Source organism: Holophagales bacterium (genome assembly GCA_016699405.1).
Taxonomy (GTDB): Bacteria; Acidobacteriota; Thermoanaerobaculia; order Multivoradales; family JAGPDF01; genus JAAYLR01.
This window is the reverse complement of sequence record CP064972.1, coordinates 4,769,420-4,794,526: the sequence shown is the minus strand read 5'-3', so window position 1 is coordinate 4,794,526 and position 25,107 is coordinate 4,769,420. Positions and strand designations below refer to the sequence as shown.

General features: G+C 71.1%; 18 protein-coding genes. 9 read left to right on the top strand and 9 right to left on the bottom strand.

The window, feature by feature from the left end:
* Positions 1-35: 35 nt before the first annotated feature.
* The 4 genes from IPJ17_19930 (at position 36) to IPJ17_19915 (ending at position 6,933) form a co-directional block, all read left to right on the top strand.
* Positions 36-2,168, top strand: a complete 2,133-nt coding sequence (locus IPJ17_19930; GenBank protein QQR73710.1) for a S9 family peptidase — start codon at positions 36-38, stop codon at positions 2,166-2,168.
* 39 nt (positions 2,169-2,207) lie between these two features.
* Positions 2,208-3,116: a polyphosphate kinase 2 family protein gene (locus IPJ17_19925; protein QQR73709.1), complete on the top strand. Its 909-nt coding sequence runs from the start codon at positions 2,208-2,210 to the stop codon at positions 3,114-3,116.
* Positions 3,117-3,126: 10 nt separating this feature from the next.
* Positions 3,127-4,284, top strand: coding sequence for an AI-2E family transporter (locus IPJ17_19920; protein ID QQR73708.1), 1,158 nt, complete (start codon positions 3,127-3,129; stop codon positions 4,282-4,284).
* 174 nt (positions 4,285-4,458) lie between these two features.
* Positions 4,459-6,933, top strand: a complete 2,475-nt coding sequence (locus IPJ17_19915; GenBank protein ID QQR73707.1) for a GGDEF domain-containing protein — start codon at positions 4,459-4,461, stop codon at positions 6,931-6,933.
* 84 nt (positions 6,934-7,017) lie between these two features.
* Here IPJ17_19915 and IPJ17_19910 read toward each other — a convergent pair whose 3' ends face one another.
* From IPJ17_19910 to IPJ17_19900, 3 genes are all read right to left on the bottom strand, one after another.
* Positions 7,018-7,593: a diheme cytochrome c-553 gene (locus IPJ17_19910; protein QQR73706.1), complete on the bottom strand. Its 576-nt coding sequence runs from the start codon at positions 7,591-7,593 to the stop codon at positions 7,018-7,020.
* Positions 7,594-7,769: 176 nt separating this feature from the next.
* Complete coding sequence (locus IPJ17_19905) at positions 7,770-9,005, bottom strand: pyridoxal phosphate-dependent aminotransferase family protein (GenBank protein QQR73705.1); 1,236 nt, start codon at positions 9,003-9,005, stop codon at positions 7,770-7,772.
* 13 nt (positions 9,006-9,018) lie between these two features.
* On the bottom strand, positions 9,019-9,975 hold the full coding sequence (locus IPJ17_19900) for an L-threonine 3-dehydrogenase (protein ID QQR73704.1): 957 nt from the start codon (positions 9,973-9,975) through the stop codon (positions 9,019-9,021).
* 209 nt (positions 9,976-10,184) lie between these two features.
* On the opposite strand from IPJ17_19900, the gene IPJ17_19895 reads away from it, so the two are divergent.
* A complete protein-coding gene (locus IPJ17_19895) occupies positions 10,185-11,087 on the top strand; it encodes a sensor domain-containing diguanylate cyclase (GenBank protein ID QQR73703.1) in 903 nt (300 codons plus the stop codon).
* Positions 11,084-12,352 carry a S1 RNA-binding domain-containing protein gene (locus tag IPJ17_19890; protein ID QQR73702.1) on the top strand — a complete coding sequence of 423 codons (1,269 nt, stop codon included), beginning with the start codon at positions 11,084-11,086 and terminating at the stop codon, positions 12,350-12,352. Before IPJ17_19895 ends, IPJ17_19890 begins: the two co-directional genes overlap by 4 nt.
* A 28-nt stretch (positions 12,353-12,380) precedes the next feature.
* On the opposite strand, the gene IPJ17_19885 is transcribed toward IPJ17_19890, so the two are convergent.
* The 3 genes from IPJ17_19885 to sufT all read right to left on the bottom strand — a co-directional run bounded on the left by IPJ17_19885 (position 12,381) and on the right by sufT (position 15,495).
* Positions 12,381-14,186 carry a DUF1570 domain-containing protein gene (locus IPJ17_19885; protein QQR73701.1) on the bottom strand — a complete coding sequence of 602 codons (1,806 nt, stop codon included), beginning with the start codon at positions 14,184-14,186 and terminating at the stop codon, positions 12,381-12,383.
* A 58-nt stretch (positions 14,187-14,244) separates the two neighbouring features.
* On the bottom strand, positions 14,245-14,877 hold the full coding sequence (locus IPJ17_19880; protein QQR73700.1) for a zinc ribbon domain-containing protein: 633 nt from the start codon (positions 14,875-14,877) through the stop codon (positions 14,245-14,247).
* 75 nt (positions 14,878-14,952) lie between these two features.
* Complete coding sequence (sufT, locus tag IPJ17_19875) at positions 14,953-15,495, bottom strand: putative Fe-S cluster assembly protein SufT (protein QQR73699.1); 543 nt, start codon at positions 15,493-15,495, stop codon at positions 14,953-14,955.
* A gap of 147 nt (positions 15,496-15,642) precedes the next feature.
* Here sufT and IPJ17_19870 point away from each other — a divergent pair, with 147 nt between their 5' ends.
* Positions 15,643-17,847 (top strand): S9 family peptidase, encoded by a 2,205-nt coding sequence (locus IPJ17_19870; protein QQR73698.1) that lies wholly within the window; start codon positions 15,643-15,645, stop codon positions 17,845-17,847.
* A 114-nt stretch (positions 17,848-17,961) separates the two neighbouring features.
* Here the strand turns inward: IPJ17_19870 and IPJ17_19865 are convergent, their stop codons facing one another.
* The 3 genes from IPJ17_19865 to IPJ17_19855 all read right to left on the bottom strand — a co-directional run bounded on the left by IPJ17_19865 (position 17,962) and on the right by IPJ17_19855 (position 23,877).
* A complete protein-coding gene (locus IPJ17_19865) occupies positions 17,962-19,935 on the bottom strand; it encodes a glycosyltransferase family 39 protein (GenBank protein QQR73697.1) in 1,974 nt (657 codons plus the stop codon).
* Between the two features lie 8 nt (positions 19,936-19,943).
* Positions 19,944-21,641, bottom strand: a complete 1,698-nt coding sequence (locus IPJ17_19860) for a sulfatase (protein QQR73696.1) — start codon at positions 21,639-21,641, stop codon at positions 19,944-19,946.
* A gap of 79 nt (positions 21,642-21,720) precedes the next feature.
* The gene (locus IPJ17_19855; protein QQR73695.1) at positions 21,721-23,877 is read right to left on the bottom strand and encodes a hypothetical protein; all 2,157 of its coding nucleotides are present in this window, start codon (positions 23,875-23,877) and stop codon (positions 21,721-21,723) included.
* A gap of 186 nt (positions 23,878-24,063) precedes the next feature.
* Here IPJ17_19855 and IPJ17_19850 point away from each other — a divergent pair, with 186 nt between their 5' ends.
* Entirely contained in the window at positions 24,064-24,528 is a 465-nt protein-coding gene (locus IPJ17_19850; protein QQR73694.1) for a MerR family transcriptional regulator, read from the top strand.
* Positions 24,529-24,606: 78 nt separating this feature from the next.
* Complete coding sequence (locus tag IPJ17_19845) at positions 24,607-25,074, top strand: hypothetical protein (protein QQR73693.1); 468 nt, start codon at positions 24,607-24,609, stop codon at positions 25,072-25,074.
* The last annotated feature ends 33 nt before the right edge of the window (positions 25,075-25,107 follow it).

The window sequence follows — 25,107 nt, the reverse complement described above, 5'->3', positions numbered from 1 at the left end:
CGCAGTAGCATCGCGGGCGAAACCGTGAGGTGACCATGTCCACGACCGCCGTCTCGCCCCGTTTGCCCCGTCGATCCTTCCGTCGCCTGCTGCCTCCTGCGCTCGCCACGCTCGCCTTCGGGCTGCCGGCGAGTGCGACGCTGGCGGCGCCGAGCCCGCTGACCCTGGCCGATCTCGTCCGCCTCAAGAGCGTGCGGGAGGCCAAGATCGCTCCGGACGGTGGCCTCGTCGCCTACACGCTGCAGGTCCCGAGACGCCCCTGGGAGGACAAGGACGGACCGGCCTGGGCGGAGCTGCACGTCGTCGACGCGAGCGGAGCCGACCGGACCTTCGTCGGCGGAGAGGTCAACGTCGGCGCCTTCGCCTGGACCGCCGACGGCCGGGCGCTCGCCTTCCTGGCGAAACGCAACGGCGAGGCGACGACCGCGCTCTACACCATCCCGCGCGACGGCGGCGAGGCGCGGCGGCGGCTCACCCACGCGAGCGACCTCGAGGGGTTCGAGCTGGCGCCCGACGGTCGCACCGTCGTCTTCCTGTCGCGCGACAAGAAGGAGAAGGCGAGCGAGGAGCGGATCGAGCACGGCTTCGACCGCGAGGTCGTCGAAGAGGAGGGGCGCCCGGTGCGCGTCTGGGTCGGCGAGCTCGACGCGACGTCGCCGGCGCGGGTTCTCGACCTGCCGGGCTCGGCGAGCGAGCTCCACCTGGCGCCGCAGGGGGACCGCGTCCTCGTGGCGCTCGCGCCGACGCCGGGGATCGACGACGAGTACATGGCCCGGAAGGTCCAGGTCGTGGCGCTCGCCGATGGCCGGGTCCTCGCGCGGCTCGACCACGAGGGCAAGCTCGGACACACCGCCTGGAGCCCGGACGGCAGGCAGGTGGCGATGATCGCCGCCGCCGACCGGCACGATCCGTCGACCAGCCGGCTGGCCGTCTGGTCGGTGGAGGGTGGCGTGGGGCGCGACCTGTTCGCCGGCGAGCCGGTCCACCCGGCCGCGTTCGTGTGGAGCGAGCCGGGAAAGCTGCTGGCGATCGCCGCCCGGGGGGTCGAGACGGACCTGCGCAACCTCGCCTCGACGGGAGGGCCCGGAGCCACGACCCGGCTCGACGAGCCCGCCGTCTGGACCGCGCTCGACCGGGCGGGCGACGGCACCATGGCGCTCGTCGGCGAGAGCCCGACCCACCCGGCCGAGGTGTTCCTCTGGAAGCCCGGGGCGGTGCGACCGCAGCGGCTGACCGATTCCAACCCCTGGCTCGCCGAGCGGCACCTCGGCCGGCAGTCGGTCGTCCGCTTCGCCGCCCGCGACGGCCTGGCGCTCGAGGGGCTGCTGATCGAGCCGGTGGAGCGGCAGGCGGGGGCACGAGTCCCGCTGGTGCTGATCGTCCACGGCGGACCCGAGGCCCATTGGAGCAACGGCTGGCTCTCCCGCTATGCGAACCCCGGCCAGGTGCTCGCCGGCAAGGGCTTCGCCGTCTTTTACCCGAACTACCGCGGCTCGACCGGCCGCGGGCTCGCCTTCTCCAAGACCAGCCAGGGCGACCCGGCGGGCAAGGAGTTCGACGATCTCGTCGATGCGGTCGATGCGCTGGTGGCGAGCGGCCTCGTCGACGCGAAGCGGGTGGGGATCACCGGGGGCTCGTACGGCGGCTACGCCACGGCCTGGGGGTCGACGTTCTACAGCGAGCGGTTCGCCGCCGGCGTGATGTTCGTCGGCATCACCCGGCTGGGCATCAAGGGACTGACCACCGACATTCCGGTCGAGGACATCGACGTCCACATGATGACGCCGCCGTGGAAGCGCGAGGCTGCCGACGCCGAGCGCAGTCCGTTGAGCTACCTCGAGAAGGCCCGGACGCCCTTGCTCATCGCCGTCGGCAAGGACGATCCGCGCGTCCATCCGAGCCAATCGCTGGCGCTCTACCGTGGGCTGAAGCTGCTCGGCCGCGCGCCGGTGCGCCTGGTGGCGTATCCCGGCGAAGGACACGGCAACCGTCGCACCGCCTCCCAGCTCGACTTCGCGGCGCGGCTGGTCCAGTGGTTCGAGCACTACCTGCTCGGCCCCGGCGGCGCCCCGCCGCCGGCCGAGATCGACTATCGGGGGCTGCTCGGGATCGCCGCCGACCCGGCGGGGGGCGCCACCCCGGCTCCCGCCTCGTCCGCTTCGCGGTAGGCTGGCCGGGACGAGCCACGAATTCGCGAGGAGCGGCAGATGAGCAAGCGACCGAAGAAGGTGCGGCGGCTGGCGGAGCGCTATCGCGTCGAGCGCGGGGAGCGGTTCCGCCTCGCCGACATCGATCCGGGCGACACGGCCTGGCTCGCCTCGAAGGAAGGAGCGAGCGAGGCGCTGGCCGCCGGAGTGGCGCGCCTCGCCGAGTTGCAGGAGAGGCTCTATGCCCAGGATCGCTGGGCGCTGTTGCTGGTCTTCCAGGCGATGGACGCGGCGGGCAAGGACTCGACGATCGAGCACGTGATGAGCGGCGTCAATCCGCAAGGGTGCCACGTCGTCTCGTTCAAGGCGCCGTCCGTCGAGGAGCTCGACCACGACTTTCTCTGGCGCTGTGCGCGCCACCTGCCGGAACGCGGTCGCATCGGCATCTTCAACCGGTCGCACTACGAAGAGGTGTTGGCGGTGCGGGTTCACCCCGAGTACCTCGAGCGCCAGCGGCTGCCTCCCGGTGCGAGCGGCAAGCGACTGTGGAAAGAGCGCTTCGAGGACATCGTCGCCTGGGAGCGCTACCTCGTGCACAACGGGGTGGCGATCCGCAAGTTCTTCCTCCACGTGTCGAAGGAGGAGCAGCGCCAGCGTTTCCTCGCCCGCCTCGAACGGCCGGAGAAGAACTGGAAGTTCTCGCTCGCCGACGTCGACGAGCGAGAACGCTTCGACGACTACATGAAGGCCTACGAGTCGGCGATCCGGCACACCGCCACCGCCGAGGCGCCCTGGTACGTCGTGCCGGCGGACAACAAGTGGTTCACCCGGCTGGTGGTGGCCGACGCGGTGGCCGATGCGCTCGAGTCGCTGCGTCCCGAGTTCCCGGTCGTCGACGAGAGCCGCCGCGCCGAGCTCGAGGCGGCACGGGTGCGGCTGGAGATCGAGGGGCTCGCCGCGAGGCGATGAGGAGCGGACGATGCGCGATCGCGAACGACAGGCACGCTGGATCCTGCTGCTGGCGGCCACCGGGCTCGCCCTCTTCCTGACCCTGCGCATGCTCCAGCCGTTCCTCACCGTGCTCATCTGGGCGGCGGTGCTGGTGCTCCTCTTCTTCCCGCTGCAACGGCGATTCGCCCGGCGGATGGGCAACGGTCTGGCGGCATTCTGTTCGCTCGGCGTGGTGCTCGCCACCGTGCTGGTGCCGCTGGCCTTGGTGGCGGCTGCCGTCGGCGCGGAGCTCGCCGGGGTGGCGCGCACCGCGCCGCAGCGCGTGCAGCAGATCCTCGCCGACCCGGCGCTCGGCGGACGCCTGCAGCGTGCTCTCGCGTGGGTGCAGGCGACCACCGGCCAGGAGGACCTGACGATCGCCCCGGAGAAGGTCTCCGAGCTGCTGGGCAACGCCAGCCAGACGCTGCTCAAGGGTACGTTCAACGTCCTCGGCGGCGTCGTCGGCTCGGTGGTGAAGTTCTTCCTCGTCCTCTTCACGACCTTCTTCCTGTTCCGCGATGGCGAGAAGGTGGCCGCCGCGCTCCCCGCGATGCTGCCGATGAGCCGGCGCGCCGCCGATCGCCTGCTCGCGCACACCGGCGACATCATCCACGCCAGCGTCAACGGCACGCTGGCGATCGCGGCGATCCAGGGCTCGCTCGGCGGCGTGATGTTCTGGATCCTCGGCCTGCCGTCGCCCCTCGTCTGGGGCGTCGTGATGACGCTCGCCTCGCTGCTGCCGGTCGGCGGAGCGTTCCTGGTCTGGGGGCCGGCGGCGATGATTCTGGTGGCGACCGGACACCTCGGCAAGGCGATTGCGTTGGCCGTCTGGGGGGCGGTGTTGATGGGCGGGATCGACAACGTCTTGCGACCGAAGCTGGTCGGCGAGCGGGCGCATATGCACGAGCTGACGATCTTCTTCTCCGTTCTCGGGGGCATCCAGCTCTTCGGCATGCTCGGCTTTCTGGTTGGTCCGGTGCTGGTGGCGATCACCCTGTCGCTGTTCGAGGCGTTCGTCGGCGGGGGCGCCGAGGAGGAGCCGGCAGAGGCCGGCGGGGCGGCGGCGGTGGCCGAGTCGCCGGCCGGAACGCCGCCGCGGGCGACGGCCACCCCCGAGCCGATGGCCCCGCCGGGCGCCGAAGCCTGACGGTTCGCTCGGCCCGTCGAGGGTTGACTCGCGCCCTCGCGGTTCTATGATCGCGGTCGTCCGCAGGAGGGTGGGTATCCGATCGTTTGGGCGTCTCGTCGAGGTCGCGTCGCGCGTCGCGTTCCGTTCGTCGACGGTCGCGGCGACGCGCCGGGTGCTCCTGGAGATCTCCAGGTGACGACCCCCTGGGTACCGCAGGAAACGCCCTTCCAGTCGCTCGACCGCGCCTCGGTCGAGTCGGTCGAGGAGCGCAATCGCACGCTCCTGCTGCGCAAGCTGCTCTCGCTCTTCCTCTCGGTGACGCTGGGCGTGGCGGCGATCGGCTTCGGCACCGCGGTGGTCTACCGCGGCGTGATCGCCTCGTTCGGCGCCCTCGGTTTCGGTCTCCTGCTCGCCCTGTTGCCGCGGCTGGGCTCGCGGCGGGCCGGCGTTCTCTGCACCGTCTGGTACTTCGTTCTCACCCTCGGCGCGATCGTTCTCGGGGAGGGGATCCGCGCGGTCGGCATGGTCCTCCTGCCGAGCGGCATCCTCATCGCCGCGTTGATGCTTCCCAAGCGGGTGGTGGCGCCCTGGGTTGCCGCCTCGGTCGCGGCCGTGACCGCCATCGGCGTCGCCAAGTGGTCGCATCTGCTCGCCTCCGCGGGGGAGCCGGCATCGCTCGAGGAGGTGGCGGTCGCCGCCCTGCTCCTGCTGGCGACCGGCGTGTTGATCCGCATCGTCGTCGGCAATCTCGAGTCGATGATCGCCAAGCGGCAGCGCGCCGAGCGGGCCCTGTTGACCTCGCGCGACGAGCTCGCCGCGCGCCACATGGCGTTGCAGCAGGTCAACGAGCTCGCCAGTCGCCTCCACCGCTCGCTCGACGTCGACGAGATCGCGCGGCAGGCGGTCGAGGTGCTGGTTCGCTACAGCGCGCCGTCCCAGGTCGGGTTCTACCTGCTCGAGGAGCCGGGAGACCGGCTGCTGATGACCGCCCATCACGGCTTCGCGGAGGAGATCCGGGCGCTCGGCGAATATTTGCCGGTCGCCGGCAGCCTGAGCGGCGTCGCGGTCCGCGAGCGTCGGCTGGTGTGGAGCGAGGACCTCGCGCGCGACGCCCGCGTGGAGCCCTCCGTCGGGGCCGCGCTGGTGGCGAGCGGGATCACCGCTGCGCTCGTCATCCCGCTCGCCTTCGGCAATCGGGTGCTCGGCACGGTCAATCTGCTCTTCCGCGATCCGCCGACCTGGACCGACGTCGAAATGGACACCTTCCGCGGCATCGGGCAGGCGGTGTCGCTCGCCCTGACGAACGCGCGGCATGTCGCCGGGCTCGAGCATCAGGCGTTCCACGACCCGCTCACCGGGCTGCTGAATCGCGCCGGCTTCCATCGCGAGCTCGCGGCGTTGGTGGGGGCCGCGGGTTCGCCGGCTTCGGGAATGGAGGCCACGGCAAAGCCCGGGGTCGTGCTGATCGACCTGCGGCGCTTCCGCGAGATCAACGACGCCCTCGGCCATCACGTCGGGGACCGGCTACTCGTGGCCCTCGCCGGCCGGTTGGGTCGCCGCGTCGGCAACGACGGGGCACGCCTGTTCCGGCTCGGCGGCGACGAGTTTCTCCTGATGGTCCCGGCGGTCGCCGACGGGGTTGCGGGGCTGGAGCGCGCGCGGGAGCTCCTCTCGGCGCTGTCGCTGCCCTACGAAATCGACGGGATGTCGATCGAGGTGGAGGCGGCGGCGGGCGTGGCGATCTTCCCCGAGCATGGGCGCGACAGCCACGAGTTGCTGCGCTGCGCCGACGTGGCGGTCTACCGCGCCAAGCGTGCGGGAAGCAGCGTGGAGCTTTATTCCCCGTCCTTCGACGAACACACCGCCGAGCGGCTCGCGCTCGCCGGAGAGCTGGGGAAGGCCGTCCGCGAAGGGGGGCTCGAGCTCCACTACCAGCCGAAGGTCGCCCTGGCCGACGGGCGCGTCGTCGGCTTCGAGGCGCTGGTGCGCTGGCGGCATCCGCGGCTCGGCCTGCTGCTCCCGGCAAGCTTCCTGCCGATCGCCGAGGCGAGCGATCTGATCCACCCGCTGACTTACTGGGTGGTGGAGAAGGCGCTCGAGCAACTCCTGCGCTGGCAGCGCGAACACGAAGAGCTCGCGGGCGCGAGGATGGCGGTGAACCTCTCGGTGCGCAACCTGCTCGACGGCAGCTGCGCCGTCCGGATCGAGGAGATCCTGCGGCGCGTCGGCGTCGCGCCGGCGAGCCTGGAGCTCGAGCTGACCGAGACCGCGGTGATGAGCGATCCGGAAGCCGCCGTCGTCATGCTCGGCCGGATCACGGCCACCGGTGCGCGCCTGGCGATCGACGACTTCGGCACCGGCTACTCGTCGCTGGCCTACCTGCGCCGCTTCCCGGTGCAGGCGCTGAAGATCGATCGCTCGTTCGTTGCCGAGCTGGCGGGCGCCGAGAGCCAGCGAAGCCAGGCGATCGTGCGCTCGACCCTCTACCTCGCCCGCAGCCTCGAGCTGACGACGATCGCCGAGGGGGTCGAGACCCCGGACGCGGCGCTGCGCCTGCGCGATCTCGGCTGCGACATCGCCCAGGGCGATCTCTTCGCCCGCCCCGCGGCGGCCGCCGAGCTCGAGCGAAGCCTCGGCGACCGCCACTGGAAGATCCCGCTCGCCTGACCTCCGTGGCTCACGGTCCGGTCGACGCCGCCGAACCCCGGCGATCTGGGGCGGCTCCGGCGGCGTCGAGCGGCGTGGCGAGGATCACTTCGGGGCGGCGGCGACGACCGACTCGGGTGCCGCATTCTGAATCGCCGGCACCGAGCGCAGGTAGGCGAAGATGGCCTTGAGATCGGCGTCGGTCATGTGCGCCAGCCCCTGCCAGGGCATCGGCGGGAGGATCGGGCGTCCGTTTCCGAGGTGCCGGCCGGTGCGCATCGCCGAGATGAACTGTGCCTCGGTCCACGACCCGAGGCCGGTCGCTTCGTCCGGTGTGAGATTCGCGGCGTACGAGACACCCCAAGGGCCAGCGAACGCGGTTCCGCTCGCCGCACCGAACCAGACCCACGGGCCCTGCGGCGCCGGCGGCGGCGGCAGGACGAGCTTGGCCGGATGCCCGGAAAGCAAGCGCGTCGCATCGGGCTCGGGACCCTTCGGGCCCATTCTGAGCGGCGTGTGGCAGTCGTTGCAGCCACCGAGGGTCACGAGGAACGTGCCCCGCTCGACGGCGTTGCCGGGAGCGGCGGGCTCCGCAGCGGCAAGCGAAGCAGGGAACGAGGCAGCGACGGCAGTGACGATGAGCGCGGCGGCGCAGCGGGCCGCCAGGCGACGGTCGGACATGACGATCTCCTTGGATGAGCGCGACCAGAGCCGAGGCCGCGATGCCCGCTCACTACGTAGATCGTGCTGACGGAGTTTCACCCCGTGTGCAGCATTGGAATTCGGATCCGGACGATCGGAGGAGGCGAGCGGCCCGCGGTCTCCCAGGTGAAGAGATCGCGGACCGAATCCCTTGCTCATGCCTTGCCGCGGAACGACTCGAGCGCCGCGAGCACTTGGTCGATGTCGGCCTCGGTGTGGTCGGCCGAGACCTGGAAGCGGATCTCCTCGTCACCGCGCGGAACGACCGGATAGTTCAGCCCGGTGGCGAGCACGCCGTTGGCCCGCAGGTGCTTGACGAGGGCGAGCGTGCGCGGTGTGTCGCGCACCATCAACGGCACGACCGGGTGCGGACCGGGAATGGTCTCGTAGCCCAGCGCGACGAGGCCGTGCTCGAAACGCGCCGTCATCTCCCGCAGGTGCGCCAGCAGCTCGAGGCCGCGCGGCGAGTCGAGCAGGTCGACGGCGGCGAGTGCGGCGGCGGCCTCGGCCGGCGTGATCGGGTTGGAGTAGATGTACATCGGCGCGGTCTCGCGCAGATAGTCGATGAGCGCTCGTCCGCCGACCACGTAGCCGCCGTTGACGCCGAGCGCCTTGCCGAGGGTCGCCACCAGCACGTCGACCGGCTCGGCCCCGGTGTGCTCCTCGGTGCCGCGACCGGTGGCGCCGAAAGCGCCGACGCCGTGCGAATCGTCGACCGCCAGGACGACGTTCTCGGCGAAGGCGCCGTCGTGGCGGCGGCAGATGCGGGCGATCTCGGGCAGCGGCGCGTGGTCGCCGCGCATGCTGAAGATGCCGTCGGTGACCACCACGGCGCGCCGAGCGCCGGAGGCGGCCGCCGCCGTGAGTCTGGCGTCGAGCTCGACGAGGTCGAGATGGCGGTAGACCTGCTTGTCCTTGGGGCGCGCGAGCCGCATCGCGTTGATGATGCAGTTGTGGTTGAGCTCGTCGCTGATCACCGCCGTCTCGGCGCCGATGAGCGGCGTGAGCACGCCCAGGATCGTCATGTAGGCCGCCGAGAAGAGCATCGCCGCCTCGCGCCCGTGGAAGGCGGCGAGCCGCTCCTCGAGGGCGATGTGCGGGGCGTAGGTGCCGCTGATGAACCGGACGGCGCCGGGGCCGACGCCGTAGAGGCCGACGGCGCGCTCTTCGGCGGCGCGCAACTCGGCACGCAAGGCCATGCCGAGGTAGTTGTTCGAGTTCATCTTGAGAAACGGCTTGTCGCCTTCGCCGGCGAGCAGGTAGCGCGGACCGCGGCCGGCGGCCGCGGGGACGACGCCGGTAACGACGCTCTCGTGGCGCTTGGCGCTGCCGCGCGCGTCGATCGCCGCGATCTCGCGGCGCAGGGCTTCGTGGAGTCGATCGGTAGGCACGGAGGGTCTCTCCTCAGGCGAGCTTCAGCTTGGCGCGCAGCTTGGCGATCATGTCGGCGACCATCGCCGGCAGGTCGAATGTCGGCTTCCATCCCCATTCGGCGCGTGCCGCCGAGTCGTCCATCGAATTCGGCCAGGAGTCGGCGATCGCCTGGCGCACCGGGTCGATGTCGTAGTCGATGGTGAAGCCCGGGATGTGCCGGCGGATCTCGGCGGCGAGCTCCTCGGGGGTGAAGTTCATCGCCGTGACGTTGAAGGCGTTGCGATGGGTGAGTCGCGCCGGGTCGGCGGCCATCAGGTCGATGAGCGCGGTGACGGCGTCGGGCATGTACATCATGTCGAGGCGGCTCGCGGGGCCGAGGAAGCAGGTGAAGCGGCCGTGGCGGAGCGCCTCGTAGAAGATCGCCACCGCGTAGTCGGTGGTGCCACCGCCGGGCGGCGCGACGTGCGAGATCAGCCCGGGGAAACGCAGGCCGCGGGTGTCGACGCCGAAGCGGCGGTGGTAGTAGTCGCAGAGCAGCTCGCCGGCGACCTTGGTGACGCCGTACATCGTCGAGGGCCTCTGGATGGTGTCCTGCGGCGTGTCGTCTTTCGGCGTGCCGGGGCCGAAGGCGCCGATCGAGCTGGGGAAGAAGACGGCGCAACCGTGCTGGCGGGCGACCTCGAGGATCTTGTAGAGGCCGCCCATGTTGAGCTCCCAGGCGACGTGCGGCTTCTCTTCCGCCGTCGCCGAGAGCAGCGCCGCCATGTGGTAGACCGTGCCGACGTCGAAGCGGCGGACGAGGTCGTGCACCTGGCGGTAGTTGGTCGAGTCGAGGAACTCGAAGTGGGCGCCGGGGACGGTGGCGCCGGCCGGGGGCATGCGGATGTCGGAGGCGATCACGGCGTCAGGGCCGAATCGCGCGGCAAGGGCCGGGACGAGCTCGGAGCCGATCTGGCCGAGCGCACCGGTCACGAGAATGCGCTTCATGGGGATTCCCTCTCGAGTCGATCTCCGCCGCCTGGACAGTGGGCGGTGGAAGGCAGAGCTCCACGATCCATGGTAGCGGGCGCCTCGCGCCGCGGCAAGGGACGGGAGCTTTCGGATCGGCCGGGGCCGATCAGGGGCTCTGTGGGTAAACTATCGTGTGGCGTGGTAGATCAAGCCGGGTCGAGGATGGGCCCACGAGGGGAAGGTCCATGACCGAGGACGTGTTCTACAAGGACCTCTTGGAGAGTCTCTTCGACGGCGTCTACTACGTCGATCGCGAGCGACGGATTCAGTACTGGAACTCAGCCGCCGAGCGCCTCTCCGGCTTCGTGCGCGACGAAGTGGTCGGTCACCGTTGCATGGACAACATCCTCCGCCACGTCAATTCCAAGGGGCTCGAGCTCTGCCGGGGGCGTTGTCCCTTGCAGCAGACGATGATCGACGGTCGCAGCCGCGAGGCCGAGGTATTCATGCACCACAAGTCGGGTCATCGGGTGCCGGTTCTGGTGCGCGCCGCGCCGATTCGTGATCCCTCCGGGGCAGTGATCGGAGCCGTCGAGGTCTTCAGCGACGCCGGTGGCAAGGCGGCTGAGCGGCAGCGGATCGTCGAGCTCGAGCGGCTGGCCCATCTCGACGGGCTGACAGAGGTGGCAAACCGGCGCTATCTCGACCTCCATCTCGGCTCGAAGCTGATGGACTTCGCGAAGCTTGGCTGGCCGATGGGAATCCTCATGGTGGACATCGACCGCTTCAAGTCGATCAACGACGAGCACGGTCATCAGGTGGGAGACCGAGTGCTGAAAATGGTGGCCAAGACGATGTCGCTTGCCGTCCGGACCTTTGATGTCGTGGGGCGATACGGTGGAGAGGAGTTCCTGGTGGTCTCGGTCAATGTCGACGCCGAACAGTTGAGCATGCAGGCAGAGCGCCTCCGCGCCCTCGTCGAACAATCCTCGCTCGAGGTCGATGGCCGCCCGCTGTCGGTGACCGCGTCCTTCGGCGGAACCGTCGCGAAGGAGGGAGACACGGCGGCGTCCATGCTCTCTCGCGCCGACGGGGCCCTGTACGAGAGCAAGGTTCTGGGCCGGAACCGGTACACTCTGGCGACATGAGCCCAATTCGACCCAAGACCCGCCGCCCCGCCCACCTCGACGCGAACGACGAAGACTCCGATCGGGCGGAGTTCGAGCGCCTGCTGGCCGAGGCCGACAGCGGCCGCGTGGCGGTCGGCCGCCCGACCGAGCCCCAGGTGGGCGAACGGGTCAAGGGCAAGATCGTCGCGGTCGGCGAGTCGACCGTGTTCGTCGACCTCGGTTCGGGTAGCGAAGGGGTGCTCGACCTCGCCGAAGTGCAGCGCGACGACGGCACCGTCGAGGTGGCGGTCGGCGACACGATCGAGGCGGTGATCGCGGCGCGCGACACGGCATCGCGCGGCTACGTCCTGCGCCGGCGCGGCGGCAGTCGCCCGGGCGAGGCGTCGCTCGAGTTGCGTCAGGCACGCGAGCTCGGTCTGCCGGTGGAAGGGATCGTCCGGTCGGTGAACAAGGGCGGCATCGAAGTCGAGGTCGGCGGACAGACCGCCTTCTGCCCGTTCTCGCAGATCGACGTGCGGCCGGTCGGTGACGCGACGGACCTGGTGGGCAAGCGACTGTCGTTCCTGGTGACGCGCATCGAGGAGGGCGGCCGTGGGCGGGGAGTGAGCGTCGTCGTGTCGCGTCGCGAGCTGCTCGAACGCGAGTCGCGCGAGCGGGCGGCGGCGGTGCGCGCCCGGCTCGAGCCCGGCGCCGTGGTGCGCGGCAAGGTCAGCTCGATCGCCTCCTACGGCGCATTCATCGACCTCGGCGGCCTCGACGGCCTGCTGCACGTCTCCGAGCTCGGCCACGGCCGGGTGGAGAACCCGGCCGACGTGCTCGCCGTCGGCGAGGAGGTCGAGGTCCAGGTGCTGCGCATCGATCCGGCCAAGGACGACAAGCGGGGCGAGCGGATCTCGCTCTCGATGAAGGCTCTGCAGCGCGACCCGTGGAAAGAGGCGGCGGCGCGCTTCCCGATTGGCAGCGATCACCCCGGCCGGGTCATGCGGCTGGAAAGCTTCGGCGCGTTCGTGCAGCTCGCTCCCGGGCTCGAAGGGCTCCTGCACGTCAGCGAGATCGGCGCCGGCCGCCGCCTCGCCCACGCCCGCGAAGCGCTGGCACTCGGCCAGGACGTGCGGGTGCGCGTGCTCGACCTCGACCTGGCGAAACGGCGGATCGGCTTGCATCTGCTGAGCGACCGACCGGGCGGCGAGACCGAGTCGGACGACTGGCGCGGTCGCCTCGCCTCCGCCGGCAGCGGCTTCGGCAGCCTGGGCGACGCCCTGCGTCGCGACAAAAAGCCCTGAATTCGCCGCGACCCGCTCGGCGACCCGCTCAGCGTCGGCGCTGCTGCTTCTCGAGGTTGGCGGCGAGGTCGCGGGCCGCATCGCAGACCGGCTCGTCGCCGCAACCGGCGGCGAGCAGTGCGGCAAGCGTCGCGCGAGCTTCGGCGAGGCGACCGCCGTTGGCCAGCTCGATCGCCCGGTTGTAAGCGGCGATGCGGCGATGTGTTTCGAGATTCCGCTCGGCTTCGGCCAGGCGAGCGTCGAGGAAGGCGATCGCCTCCGGGTCGGAGAGACGGGCCCGGACGCGGCGGATCGCCTCGGCCGCGGCGACCGGGTCGCCTGCCGCATAGGCCGCGTTGGCCGCTTCGACGGCGCGGTTGACCTCTTCGGTGGCGAGTCGGGCGTCGAGCTGTCGGCGCGCCTCGGCGGCGAGCTTCGGTCCGCCGACCTGGGCGATCTTCCCCTCGACGAGCGTCTTCGCGGTGGCCAGGTCGCCGGCGGCGAGGTGGGCGAGGAATCGATTGAAGACCAGATCGCCGCGATCGGGCATGCGGCGCTCGGCCTCGGTGAGCGCCCTGATCGCGGTGGCGCTGTCCTGCAGGTTGAGCGCCGCGAGCCCGAGCGTCGCCCAGGCTTCGCCGTACTCGGGGGCGATCGCCAGGGCCGCCTCGGCGGCCTGGCGCGCGGCCCGGTCGTCCGAGTCCTCGATGGCGAAGCGAGCGATGTGCAGCCACGAGGAGGCGCGCCGCGGGTGCGCCGCGGCGGCGCGCCGGAAGAGCCCGCGCGCCGTCGCGAGGTCCTTGCGTTCCTCGGCGAGGTAGCCGGCCAGCGCCAGGGGATCGCCGGCGGCCGCCTCGGTGGGCGACAGCGCCGCCAGGTGTTCGGCCGCACCGGTCGCGTCGCCGGCATGGGCGAGGTGCTCGGCGAGGAGCGTCAGCAACTCGCCGCGGCCGATCTCGACCGGCGCCGGCAGCTCGGGAACCGCAAGATCCGTGATCGCGTAGGTGAGATAGCGGAACGACGGCTTGGCCACGTAGCGTCGCAGGCGCTCCTCGAGCTCGACGAGGCCGACCCCGAGGGCCTGGCGGGCAGCGGCGTCGGGGCCCGGTTCGCGGTCGAGCGCGGCGAGGAAGGCCGGAGCTCGCGCCGCCATCTCGGGCTCGCCGACCAGCAGGTAGTGCACCAGCGCCCAGGACTGGGCGTAGAAGGCGCTGGCGCGTTCCGATTCGACGTACTCCGGACTCTCGTGGCCGACGGCGAAGAGCCGCGAGAGCGGCATCTGCCAACCGTCGCGCAGCCGCAGGACATGCCGTTCCACCGGTCGACCGACTTCGACACCGGCCGCGGTCGTGCGGAAGGTCGAGTAGAGCTCGGCGAGCCCTTCGTTGAGCCAGAGCGGCGTCGCCGGATAGGTGGTGGCGACGAAGTAGTGGACGTACTCGTGGAGCGCCGTCGAGAGCGACGCCTCGATCGCCTGGCCGGCGTCGAGGGCGAGCGAGCTGCCCCAGGCGGAATGGTGGTGGAAGACGCCGCGGATGTTCTTCGTGTCGCTCCGGCCGAGCGCGCGATAGGGCGCGAGCGACCGTTCGCCGTCGCAGGCAAGCACCAGGGTGGGCAGCGGGGCGGGGCGCTTCGTCTCCGGCCGGAGCCGGGCGAGCGCGGCGCGGAAGCGCTCGAGCTCGACGGCGACCTCGCGCAGGCGCCCAGGCGACACGTCGCCGAGCACGGTGAAGCTCGGCGTGTCGAGACGCAGCCAATGGGCCCGCGGCGCGGGCAGGGCGAGCGCCGCCGGCTCGGCACCGAGGGTGGCGGCCAGCAGCCAGGCGATCCCCGGACGGAGCAGGCGGGCGATCATCGCCGTTCCCCGCCGCTTGCGACTCGCATCGGACCTTCGTGTCGTGGGGCGCCGCGGCTCAGACGAGCTTGCGCCCGCACTCGGGACAGAACTTCGGGTTGCCCTCGAGCTCGGCCGAGCAGGCGGGGCAGGTGGCCTTGGCGCCGACGGCGGTGCCGCACTCGGGGCAGAACTTCGCCGTGCCGATCTTGACGCCGCAGGCTCGGCAGGCGGCGGTGACCGGTTCGTCGAGCTTGCGGCCCTTCAGCCAGTCGACCTCGCGCGCCTTGCTCTGGGCCTGCTCGCGCGCCGCCTCGGCCTGCGCCGCGGCGATCTCTTCGTCGAGGTCGGGCGCGCAGCGTTCGCAGAGCCCGGCTCGTTTGTTGAAGCAGACCGGCTCGCAGACCCAGATGCCGCAGCGCGTGCACTGGCGGAAGAGCGGGCGGATCTCCTCGACCGCCGCCGCGAGCGCCGCGTCGTGCTCGGGACCGCCCACGGCGCGCTGGACCTCGTAGGCGCCGCTCGCCACGCGGCCGAAGATGCCGCCGAGCATGTTGCCCGCGGCCTGGGCCATCGACGCGGCGATGCCGATCGCCGAGGCCTTGAACGACGACATGTAGCCGTTGCCGCAGCGCTCGCAGTAGAACTTGAACTGGTAGCCGCGATCGGTCGAGAGGTCCTGGGTGTTGCCGGTGAACTCGACGTGCGCCATGCCCCGGGAGTCTTACACGAAGCGGGCGGGCAGGCGATGAAAGACGGCGCCCGGCCCGGACGGGCCGGAGGTCGTCTAGAAGAACCCGAGCTGAAGCTTCGCCGCGTCGCTCATCATCGCCTGGTTCCACGGCGGATCGAAGACCACTTCGACGCGCGCTTCGCGGATGCCGGGCAGCCCCTCGAGCCGCTTCTTGACGTCCTGGGCGAGCACGTCGCCCATGCCGCAGCCGGGAGCGGTGAGGGTCATCTGGATCACCGCGACCTGCTCTCCATCGGGGTGCGGCTCGAGGCTGCAGCCGTAGATCAGGCCGAGGTCGACGATGTTGACCGGGATCTCCGGGTCGTAGCACTGCTTGAGCTGAGCCCAGACCTTCTCTTCGAGCGGGACGGCGGCGTCGTGCGCGCTGCTGTCGACGAGCGTCTCCTTGCCCAGGGCGTCGGAGTCCTTGGGATCGATCCGATAGAGACCGCCGAGCTCGCCGGCGACGGTGAACGTCCCGCCGAGCGTCTGGGTGATCATGACCTTGAACCCCTTCGGCAACAGCACGGGGTAGCCATCGGGAATCTGAATCGCTTCGCAGTCGCGGGCGAGGACGGCTTCTTCGCGGGAGTGCATGGCGTTTCCGGGCCGCGCAGCGTCTCCGGCGTGGAGGACCGCGGGCGCGGTCAGCATAGCAAGCGCGGAGGGAGAGCGAGCTCTCTGCTATGTTGCGCGGGCGGCCGCTCGGCTGGCTTGCGGCCCCCTGAACCGCAGGAGATTCCGATGCGCAGAATCCCATTTGCTCTCGTCGCCTTCGCCCTCGGCGCCAGCGCCCGGCTCGCTCCCGCCGCCGAGACCGCCGCCGTTCGTCCGCCGGAGAGCCGTGTCGCCCCGGTCCGCGAGGTCGTGCACGGGGTCGAGATCGTCGACCCCTATCGCTGGCTCGAAGGTGACAACAGCGACCCCAAGCAGATGGGGCGCGTCACCCCCGAGGTGGCGGCCTGGACGGATGCCCAGAACGCCTACACGCGCCGGGTGCTCGACTCGCTCCCGGGGCGGGCCGCGCTCGAGGAGCGGCTGCGCCCGCTCATGGAGGTGGGCTCGGTCTCGGCCCCGCGCGTGCGTGCCGGGCGCTACTTCTACACGCAGCGTGAAGGAAGCCAGAGCCAGCCGGTGGTCCTCTGGCGGCAGGGGGTGCGCGGCACGCCGCGAACCCTGCTCGATCCGGCGGCGCTCGACCCGTCGGGGCTGACGACCGTCGCCTGGTTCTCGCCCTCGCCCGACGGCGAGGTCGTCGCCTACGGGACCTATCGGGCCGGCGACGAGAACGCCACCCTCCACCTGATCCGGGTGGCGAGCGGTGAGAAGCTGCCGCTCGAGATCCCGAACAAGGTCGAGGCACCGGAGTGGCTGCCCGACGGCAGCGGCTTCGTCTATCGCAACCTCGAGGACCCGAAGGACCCCTACAGCGGGCGGGTGCGTTTCCACCGCCTCGGCACCGCGCCGACCGCCGACCCGGTGCTCTTTCGGCAGTTCACGGTGGAGGAGAACAAGCAACTGGCGACGACCTGGGGGCCGACCGGCGCACTGTCGCGTGACGGACGCTGGCTGCTTCTCGGCTATTCGACGAGCACGCGCTCGAACGACCTCTGGGTGGCGGACTTTGGCGCGTTCCTGTCGACCGGCAAGGTCGAGAAGCGGGAGATCACGGTCGGGGCCGAGGGTCTCGCCTCCGGTTCGGTGGTGGGCGACACGCTGGTGATGTGGACGACCCAGGGGGCGCCGAACGGCTGTGTGATGACCGTGGACCTGCGCCATCCGGAGAAGTCGGCCTGGAAGTCGCTGGTGCCGGAACGTTCGGACGCCGTCATCCAGCGCGTCGCCGTCGGCAAGGGCGTCGTCGCGGTCAACTATCTGCAAAAAGCGGCGAGCCGGGTCGAGCTGTTCGACCTCGCCGGGGCGCGCCTCGGCGAGCTCAAGCTGCCCGGTCTCGGTTCGGCGGATCTCGCCGCGGAGCTCGAGAGCACCGAAGCGTTCCTCTCCTTCCGCAGCTTCAACTACCCGGCCACGGTCTTTCGCGTCGACCTGACAAAGCCGGCTGCCGAGCCGGAGCTCTGGGAGCGGCCGGCGGTGCCGGTGGACCCGGCGACGGTCGACGTCGAGCAGGTCAGCTATCCGTCGAAGGACGGAACGCCGGTGACGATGTTCCTCGCCCACCGCAAAGGGCTCGTGCGCAACGGCGACAATCCGACGATCCTCTCCGGCTACGGCGGCTTCAACATCTCCCAGACGCCGGCCTTCTCGGCGCCGCTCTTCCAGTGGTTCGAGGCGGGCGGGGTGTTGGCGCTGCCCAACCTGCGCGGCGGTGGCGAGTACGGCGACGCGTGGCACCAGGCCGGCATGCTGGAAAAGAAGCAGAACGTCTTCGACGACTTCATCGCGGCCGCCGAGTGGCTGATCGCCCAGAAGATCACCCGTCCGGCGCGCTTGGCGATCTCTGGAGGCTCGAACGGGGGCCTGCTCACCGGAGCGATGGTCGTGCAGCGCCCCGACCTCTTCCGTGCCGCGATCGTCGCCGTGCCGCTGCTCGACATGCTGCGCTACCAGGACTTCCTGATGGCCCGCTACTGGGTCCCCGAGTATGGCTCGGCGGAGGATCCGAAACAGTTCGAGGCGCTGCGCGCCTATTCGCCGTATCACCACGTCCAGGAGGGCGTCGCCTATCCGGCCGTGCTGCTCACCGCCGGGGAGAACGACACGCGCGTCCACGCGCTGCACGCTCGCAAGATGACCGCGCGCCTGCAGGCGGCGACCGCCTCGAACGCGGCCGAGAAGCCGGTCCTTCTGTGGGTCGACCGCGAGGCCGGCCACGGGCAGGGCAAGCCGCTCGCCCTGCGCGTCCGCGACGCCGCCGACCAGCGGATCTTCGTGATGTGGCAGTTGGGAATGCTCGCGGCGCCCCCGGCGGCGGGCGTGACTTCCCGCTGATCGTCCCCGGCCGGCGGGCCGGCTGCCCCTCGGCAGCCGGAAGCCCGCCGCAGTACGCTCCCTGACATGACGACGCAGCCGCGGGGCGCTGCGTCGTCGCGGATCCGCCTGGCGTCAGTGACGGCCGAGGTGTTGGGTCGCGGCGGCGGGGCGCCACCCCCGCCAGCGGTAGATGGCGGTGGCCCAGTGCACCCCCGGGCGGCGGGACGGAAGCTCCAGGCGCAGCGCCGGCGCGGCCTCCGCGGAGCGCCACCGTTCGGACGACCAGATCGTCCCGCGATTGACCTGGCTGCCGCCGTGGAGCACCAGCGGCTGCTGGTCGCTCCAGGCCGACGGTGGGTCGGACTCGTCGTGTTCCTGTGTGCCGAGCCAGACGACGAGCTGGAGCGTGTCGCCCGGCTCGACGGCGTCCGGCAGCGGCAGCCGGATCGTCGAACCCTGTTGCGCCTCGCGCGGCAGGCTCTGCGAGTCGAAGCCCGTCAGCTCGTCGGTCGCCGGCCAGGGGCGGAAACGCCCTTCGAGCGCCGGGCCGCGCACGCGCAGGAATCGCGGGAGGGCGTGGAGCACCAGCCCATCGGCTGCCGTGGCAGCCCCCTGCGGAGATCGGTCGGCGAGCGTCACCTCGCCATCGGCGTGCAGTCGCCGCTCGGGTGCGAGGGCGGCCACCGAAGGGACGAGCACGGCCACCGAGTGCTGTCCGGGCACGCCTTTCTCGAGCTCGTAGCGGATGCGCCCCGGGTCGAGCCACTCGGTGAAGACGACCGAGTCGACGAGCAACAGGCCGCGCCGATCGGCCTCCGCCATCAGGACGTCGAAGGTCGTCGGCGTGACGCTGCGGTAGACGTAGTCGACGGCAACGCTGCCGCGCGCTCCGACCAGGGCGAGGAGCGCGAGCGCCGGCAGCGGGCGGGCGCTGCGCGGCGAGATCCGCCTGGCGATCGCGCCGGAGGCTCGGGCGGTCACCAGGGCGCCGCCGATGGCAAGCGACTGGAGGACCGGCAGGAAGTTGTTCTCCTTGAAATGCGCCGTCAGCGCCAGGTAGAACCCGACGTAGGTCAGCGGAACGGCCAGGGCGGCGACACGCGGCCACGCCAGGGGCTCCCGGCGGCGCAGCCCGCGGAGGGCGAGCAGGGCCCAGAACGCGAGTCCGGCGAGCGCCAGCACCCCGAGCACCTGACCGAACGATCCCCAGTCGAGCAGCCAGTGGCCGATCTCCCCCAGGGCGGTCAGCCGGGTCTCTCCGGTTTGCTGCTCGCGCTTGGCGTAGAAGCGGACGATCGTCTCGAGGTCGTCGAGCAGGAAGAGCAGGGGGAAGTTGAGCAGTGCGAGTAACCCGCCACCGGCGGCGGCAGCGAGTGGCAGGTGACGGCGCAGAACCTCGGGCTCCCGCACCTGGGCGAGGACGACGACCAGGGCGGGCAGGGCGAGGGCGAGCCCGGTCTGTTTGGCACTGGCCGCCAGGGCGACCGCCAGGGCCATGGCCAGGTAGCGCTTGCGGCTCGGTCCGCGCGCCGCTTCGGCGATGGCAAGCGCGGCGAGCGCCGAGGCGAGAGCGAGCGGGGCGTCAGGCTTGAACATCGCCGAAGAGTTGAGGTGCCACGGACAGAACCCGAGCAGTGCCACGGCCCCGAGGCCGGTCCACGGATCGAAGAGCCGGGCCGCGAGGAGGAAAACGACGAACAGCGTGGCAGCACCGGTGAGGACGGCGGTGAGGCGACAGAAGCGCAGCGCGTTCGGGGTCAATTGCCGGCCGTCCCAGGGCCGGAGCGACTGGCCGAACCAAGGCGCGAGGCGCTCGGCCACCGCGAGCGCTCCGGCCTGCGGTGCCCACGTCAGGGGCGGGTAGTAGCCGTTGAATTGGGCGAGCGGATCGTCGCTGAGTGCGGCGACGACGTTGCGGGCGTTGTACCGCTCGTCCCAGAAGCGGAGCTCGGAGGGCCAGAAGAAGGCGAACCAGCTGTCGAGCCCGGCCGAGAGCAGGATCAGCGAGAGCAGCGCGGCTCGTCCCGTCCGCCCGAGCTGGCGCCATGCGGAGAGGGGCCCATCGCCGGGCGGAGGAATCGAAGGGTGGTCGCGGGTCAGTTCCATCGTGCGAATCAGCGAAGATATCCGAGGGTGCGCAGTGCCCGCTCGTGTTCCTTCTCGAGCGTGCCGTTCTGGGCCGGCGAGCGGAGGGTATGGACGACCTTGTGCAGGGTCGCGAGCATCGTCCGGGTGTCGTCGGCCCGCAGGCGAGAAAGATCGAGGATCCCACGTCGATCGGCGGTCAGATCGAAGAGCTCGACGCGATCGCCCTCCGTACCACGCAGCTTGAACGAGAGGCAGCGCGGATCGCTGCCCTGCCCGAGCTCCTGAGGCGACTGGCAGGCGGCGGCGCGGAGCGAGATCCGCCGGACGGCCGGCGGACCGAGATCGAGGGTAAGACTCCTCCACTCGGTGTCGAGCGTGAGCGGCGGCCTGGCGACGCCGTCGATCGACAGCTCCACCTGACGGGCCTCGGCGAAGCTCACGGCTTCGAGATCGAGGCGGCTGGCCTCGGTGTCGAAGCGCAACTCGCGCGAGACCCAGGAGCCGTCCGGCTCGGCCAGTGGCCGCGTGTGGACGAGCTGAAGCAGCTCGCGACCGGCCGTGCGATAGAGCGCACGCCCGATGCCGCCGTACCACGACTCGCCCTCCGCGAAGGCCTCGGAGCGCAAGGGCGTGGCCGGGTTCTGCAGCGCCGCAGCGTAGCTCCGGCCGGACATCGGCGGGGCGGGCAGGCCGGCGAGCTCGAGCAGCGTGGGGGCGAGGTCGATGCTCTCGACGAGGGACTCGACCCGCTGACCCGTCTTCTGTCCGGGGCGGAGCACCAGGAGCGGGACGTGCAACGTCTCCTCGTAGGTCTCTACGTGCGAGAGGTGGCCATGCTCCAGGAACTCCTCTCCGTGGTCGGAGGTGACGACGAGCGTCGTCGTGGCGAGCAATCCGGAGCGCTCGAGGTCGCCGACGAAGGCGGCGAGCTGGTCGTCGGTGTAGCGAAGCGAGGCGTCGTAGAGCGCCGAGAGCCAGGCCACGACCGGCTCTGACGGCACCGGACCGCGCTCGTTGACCCGAGCGAGCTCGGGGCCCGTCGGAGGAAAGGCCCCGGGCGGGGGTGGCCCCTGCCAGAACATCCGCCGGTAGCGGACGGGTGGCGTGTACGGGTCGTGGAGCGCGTAGGTGTGGAGAAAGAGGAAGAAGCGCTCTCCCGGCTCGAGGCGACGCAGGAAGTCCCGGCCGGCGGCCAGTGTCCGCTCGAGGTCGGTCGCTGCGACATGGTCCGGGTCGTCCCACTCGTCGAAGCCGCGCGAGAATCCGTAGTAGCCCTTGACGAAGCCGCCTTCGGAGTGACCGGCGGTGCGGTAGCCGGCGGCATGGAAGAGCTCCGGCAGCGTCGGAATGTCTGCCGAGAGCCGGAGCGCCGGCGGGAAGACGGCGTGCTCCCGCGGGTAGAGGCCGGTGAACATCGACATGTGCGACTGCAATGTCCCGGGGTACTGGACGATGGCGCGTTCGAAGAGCGTCGCGCGTGCGGCGAGCCGGTCGAGAAAGGGTGTCGTCGGCCGGTCGTAGCCGTAGGCGCCGAGTCGGTCGGCACGCAGGGTATCGAGCGAGATGACGATGAATCCCGTCGGCGTCGATGCGCTGCTGCGCGCCGCTGCGGTCTGGACCGTGGGGGGGTGTTGGGCCGCGGCGCTACTGCGACGGCAGGCGGTCGAGTCGAGGAGCAGGAGAAGAGTCGCGACGACGAGCGAAGGTCGGCCGAGGCATCGCACGGGCCGATCATACAACGTTGGTTGTAAAACGGTGGTTGTAAGTGGAAGGTTGTAATCGTGGCCCGGATGCGCGGGGTCGCTACGGTGGGGGGGCCAGGGTCACCGGGCCGGCGAGCAGCGGGCGACTCCCGTCGCCGCCGAACCAGGCGTAATCCTCGCGCAGCAGGTCGACCGTCGCCGTCACGGTTCCGGCGTACGCCGGCCATTCGACGGCCAGTTCCTGGTCGAGGATCTCGCCGGGGGAAACGGGACGGGCGAGCGTCGAGCGCCCTTCGGCGAGCGTCCGGCCGTCGGCGTCCGTGACCCGGTAACCGAAGAGCGTGGGCAGGGCGGCGTTGCTTGCCCAGGTGGTCTCCCCGGTGTTCTTCACGCGCAGCTGGAGGATCGACTGCCGGGAGGCCAGCGCGGTGGCGGGGAGCGCCCCTCCGAGCAGCTCCGCCGCGGCCCGCCGCGTGGCCTCGCGCCCGAGGTAGCGGAAGGTGACCCTCGCGGGTTCGCTGCCGAGGGCCGTGACCGCCAGGCGCAGCGTCCGAACGCCGTAGATCTCTCCCGGGGGTCCCCACCAGTACGAGTGGCGCCGCCATGGCGGCGCCACTTTCGGCGTCACGACGCCCCGTCCTACCCCGTCGATCGGCCGGGGAAGCGCCGTACGGTGGACGCCGCGCCAGTCCGTGACCGCGAGCTTCGCCGGTCCGCCCTCGACGATCGCCAGGAACGAAGGTCGCTCGCGGTCCCAATAGCTGGCGACCACCACCTCGGCCGCGGGCTCGCCGCTGCGCAGGGTGAAGGTCCATTCACCGACCTCGGCATAGGGGTCGGTGAAGCGCAGGAAATCGCCCGACCAGTAGCGATCGACACGTCCGCCGATCGGGGCGCCGGTGGTCTCGTAGGGGAGCAGGCGGAAGAGCCCGGCGTGGGCATGGCTCTGCGTCGACGCGTCGAGTCGAGCCGTGCGCTGAAGCGAAATGTAGGCCGAAGCGCCGACAGCGATGGCGAGCGTCCAGGCGATCGCAAGCCCCAGGCGGCCGGGTAGCCGGCGCGGCGCGACGAGAAAGAGCGGCAAGGCGGCCAGGTAGTACCGGTTGGAGAGAAACGCCTCGCCGCCGAAGTAGTTCGTCGGCATCCAGACGACGTAGAAGAGCGCCAGTGCGGCGGCGGCGCCGAGCAACAGGATGGCGAGGCGGTCCGGCCGTCGCAGAGCGGCGGCGAGGAAGGCGAGCACCGCCGGGTAATAGACGAAGAGGCCGGTGTGGCGACCGAGGAGGAAGGTGACCGCGGCGGCGAAGCTGCGCCGAGGCTCGAGCTCGGGACGCAGCTCGAGCGTCTGGGTCGCCTGATGCTCGGAGAAGTAGGGGTGAGGGGGGCCGAGGTCGTCGGGATAGCCGCTGGCGGCGTCGAAGCTCGAGCGGACCGCGCGATAAGGGTTCGAGGCGCCGCACAGCGCGACCGTGAGGGCGAGCGCCGCCCCGAAGGCAAGCGCCGCGATCAACCCGAGGGCGATCGCCCGCCTGAAACGGCCGGCGAGCAGCGCCGCGGCGGCGGGCAGCCCGGCGAGGAGGAGGTTCGGGTCGCGCAGCGAGGCGAAGAGCCCGAGCAGGGCGGCGCCGATCCAGGGCGCGGCGCGATGATCGAGCCAGCCGGCGATGCGGCCGGGCTCCGGCTCGCTGCATTCCCGCGCCGTGCCGAACGACAGCGTCAGCCCGGCGAGCGCGAGCGCGACCTGCAGGCTCTCGGTCATCCGCCAGGCGACCTGAGCGGCCAACGCTCCGGCACCGGCGAAGGTGACGAGGAGCAGCAGCGCGCGGCCCGGAGGCTCACGCCGTCGCAGGAAGGCGAAAGCGAGGACGAGGGACAGGGCGAGCGCGGTGAAGTTCGCGGCGACCAGTCCGTCGGAGCCGAGCAGGCGAACGAACGGTGCGCCCCAGAAGGCGTAAAGGACCGGCTTGGAGTAGGCGATGCCGTCGCCGGTCCGCTGCAGGATGAGCGTCGGCGGCCCCTCGGGGTAGCTCTCCGCCCACTTCCGATCCGCCGCGGTGAAGCGCAGGTCGCCGTCGCGGGCGAGACTGGTGGCCATGGCGACGAACGTTCCCTCGTCGCCGTCCAGCCGGGTGAGCGGGTGGCGGATCCGCGCCAGGGAGAAGAAGAGCGCGGTCGCGGCGAGGGCGAGGAGGATCGCCGCCACGAAGGCGCGGCGGTCTCGTCGGGCCCAGCTGGTTTCGGGGGTCGAGGGGCGCATCCGCGGCTCCGCGCGGAGCATTCTCTCAGAGCCGGCGACCGGCACGACGCGGCCTGCCCGGTGGCGAGATGGCGGTGGCGGGGCGAGCGAGCATGACCGATCGCCGACGCTCCTTGTAGAATCGTGGAAACGACGTCGGGAGCTCCCACCTGAGGGCACCGGGCCGCGAGGAGAGATCTCACGACCATGTTCGAGAATGGCTATACATCCCGCGAGGCGGCGCGCATCAGCGGCGTGCCGTTCTTCACGGTGGACTACTGGGATCGCTCGCGGTTTCTCAAACCGTCGATCGCCCGCTCGGCCGGAAGGGGGCGAGGCCGAGGGCGGCTCTATTCCTACGCCGACATTCTGCGCCTGCGGATCGCCCGCGAGCTGCGGGAGCAGCACGTCTCGCTGCAGACGCTGCGCCACGTCGTGATGCGGCTCGGCCAATGCGCAGCCGGACTGGCGGCGGCGCGCTACGTCGTCGTCGGGCGCAAGGTCGAGCTGGCGGCGGATTTCGACGGGTTGGTGACGCTGCTCGCCGCCGATCGGCGGACCTTCGGCTTTCTCCTCGACCTCTCGTCGATCCAGAAGGGGGTCGCGGAGCGGGCGGAACGCCTTCAGCGACCGGGGCGAGCGCCCGCCGGAACGAAACTGGCGCACGACTGAGCTGCGCCGTCGTGACCGCGGTAGGATCGCGGCCCGCTTGACGTCGGCCCTGCGCCGTCTCAGCCCTCTGGAGGTGTCATGAGCCGTTCCTTTGCTTGCCGCGCGATCGTCACCGCCGTCCTCTGCCTGGCGTTCTGCTCTTCCGCCCCGGCGGGAGCGACCTCGTGCGTCCCCGACGCCACGACGCTCTGTGTCGACGATCAGCCGGGCGACCGGCGGTTTGCCGTGCGCGTCGACTTCCAGACGACGCTCGGCGGCGGTTTCGTCGGCTCGGGCCGGGCGCTGGCCCTCTCCAACCTCGGCGTGACCCGTGGCGGCCTCTTCTGGTTCTTCGGCCAGGACAACCCCGAGATCATGGTCAAGGTGCTCAACGGCTGCGGGGTCAACAACCGCTTCTGGGTCTATCTTTCCTCGGGGACGAGCGTCGGATTCAACCTGACGGTGACCGACACCACGCTGGCTCACGCGAAGAGCTACCAGAACCCCGACCGGATTCTCGCCACGTCGGTCAACGACACGGCGGCTCTCACCTGCAGCGCGCCGTAGCGCCTGTCCGGCGGACGCCGACGACACGGTCGT

Bases quoted from the DNA above. Each gene is read 5' to 3' on its own strand.
- IPJ17_19880 (QQR73700.1), bottom strand. From the start codon at position 14,877: ATGGCGCACGTCGAGTTCACCGGCAACACCCAGGACCTCTCGACCGAT.
- IPJ17_19895 (QQR73703.1), top strand. From the start codon at position 10,185: ATGACCGAGGACGTGTTCTACAAGGACCTCTTGGAGAGTCTCTTCGAC.
- IPJ17_19910 (QQR73706.1), bottom strand. From the start codon at position 7,593: ATGTCCGACCGTCGCCTGGCGGCCCGCTGCGCCGCCGCGCTCATCGTC.
- IPJ17_19885 (QQR73701.1), bottom strand. From the start codon at position 14,186: ATGATCGCCCGCCTGCTCCGTCCGGGGATCGCCTGGCTGCTGGCCGCC.
- IPJ17_19890 (QQR73702.1), top strand. From the start codon at position 11,084: ATGAGCCCAATTCGACCCAAGACCCGCCGCCCCGCCCACCTCGACGCG.
- IPJ17_19855 (QQR73695.1), bottom strand. From the start codon at position 23,877: ATGCGCCCCTCGACCCCCGAAACCAGCTGGGCCCGACGAGACCGCCGC.
- IPJ17_19920 (QQR73708.1), top strand. From the start codon at position 3,127: ATGCGCGATCGCGAACGACAGGCACGCTGGATCCTGCTGCTGGCGGCC.
- IPJ17_19865 (QQR73697.1), bottom strand. From the start codon at position 19,935: ATGGAACTGACCCGCGACCACCCTTCGATTCCTCCGCCCGGCGATGGG.
- IPJ17_19930 (QQR73710.1), top strand. From the start codon at position 36: ATGTCCACGACCGCCGTCTCGCCCCGTTTGCCCCGTCGATCCTTCCGT.
- IPJ17_19925 (QQR73709.1), top strand. From the start codon at position 2,208: ATGAGCAAGCGACCGAAGAAGGTGCGGCGGCTGGCGGAGCGCTATCGC.
- IPJ17_19845 (QQR73693.1), top strand. From the start codon at position 24,607: ATGAGCCGTTCCTTTGCTTGCCGCGCGATCGTCACCGCCGTCCTCTGC.
- IPJ17_19870 (QQR73698.1), top strand. From the start codon at position 15,643: ATGCGCAGAATCCCATTTGCTCTCGTCGCCTTCGCCCTCGGCGCCAGC.
- IPJ17_19900 (QQR73704.1), bottom strand. From the start codon at position 9,975: ATGAAGCGCATTCTCGTGACCGGTGCGCTCGGCCAGATCGGCTCCGAG.
- IPJ17_19850 (QQR73694.1), top strand. From the start codon at position 24,064: ATGTTCGAGAATGGCTATACATCCCGCGAGGCGGCGCGCATCAGCGGC.
- sufT (QQR73699.1), bottom strand. From the start codon at position 15,495: ATGCACTCCCGCGAAGAAGCCGTCCTCGCCCGCGACTGCGAAGCGATT.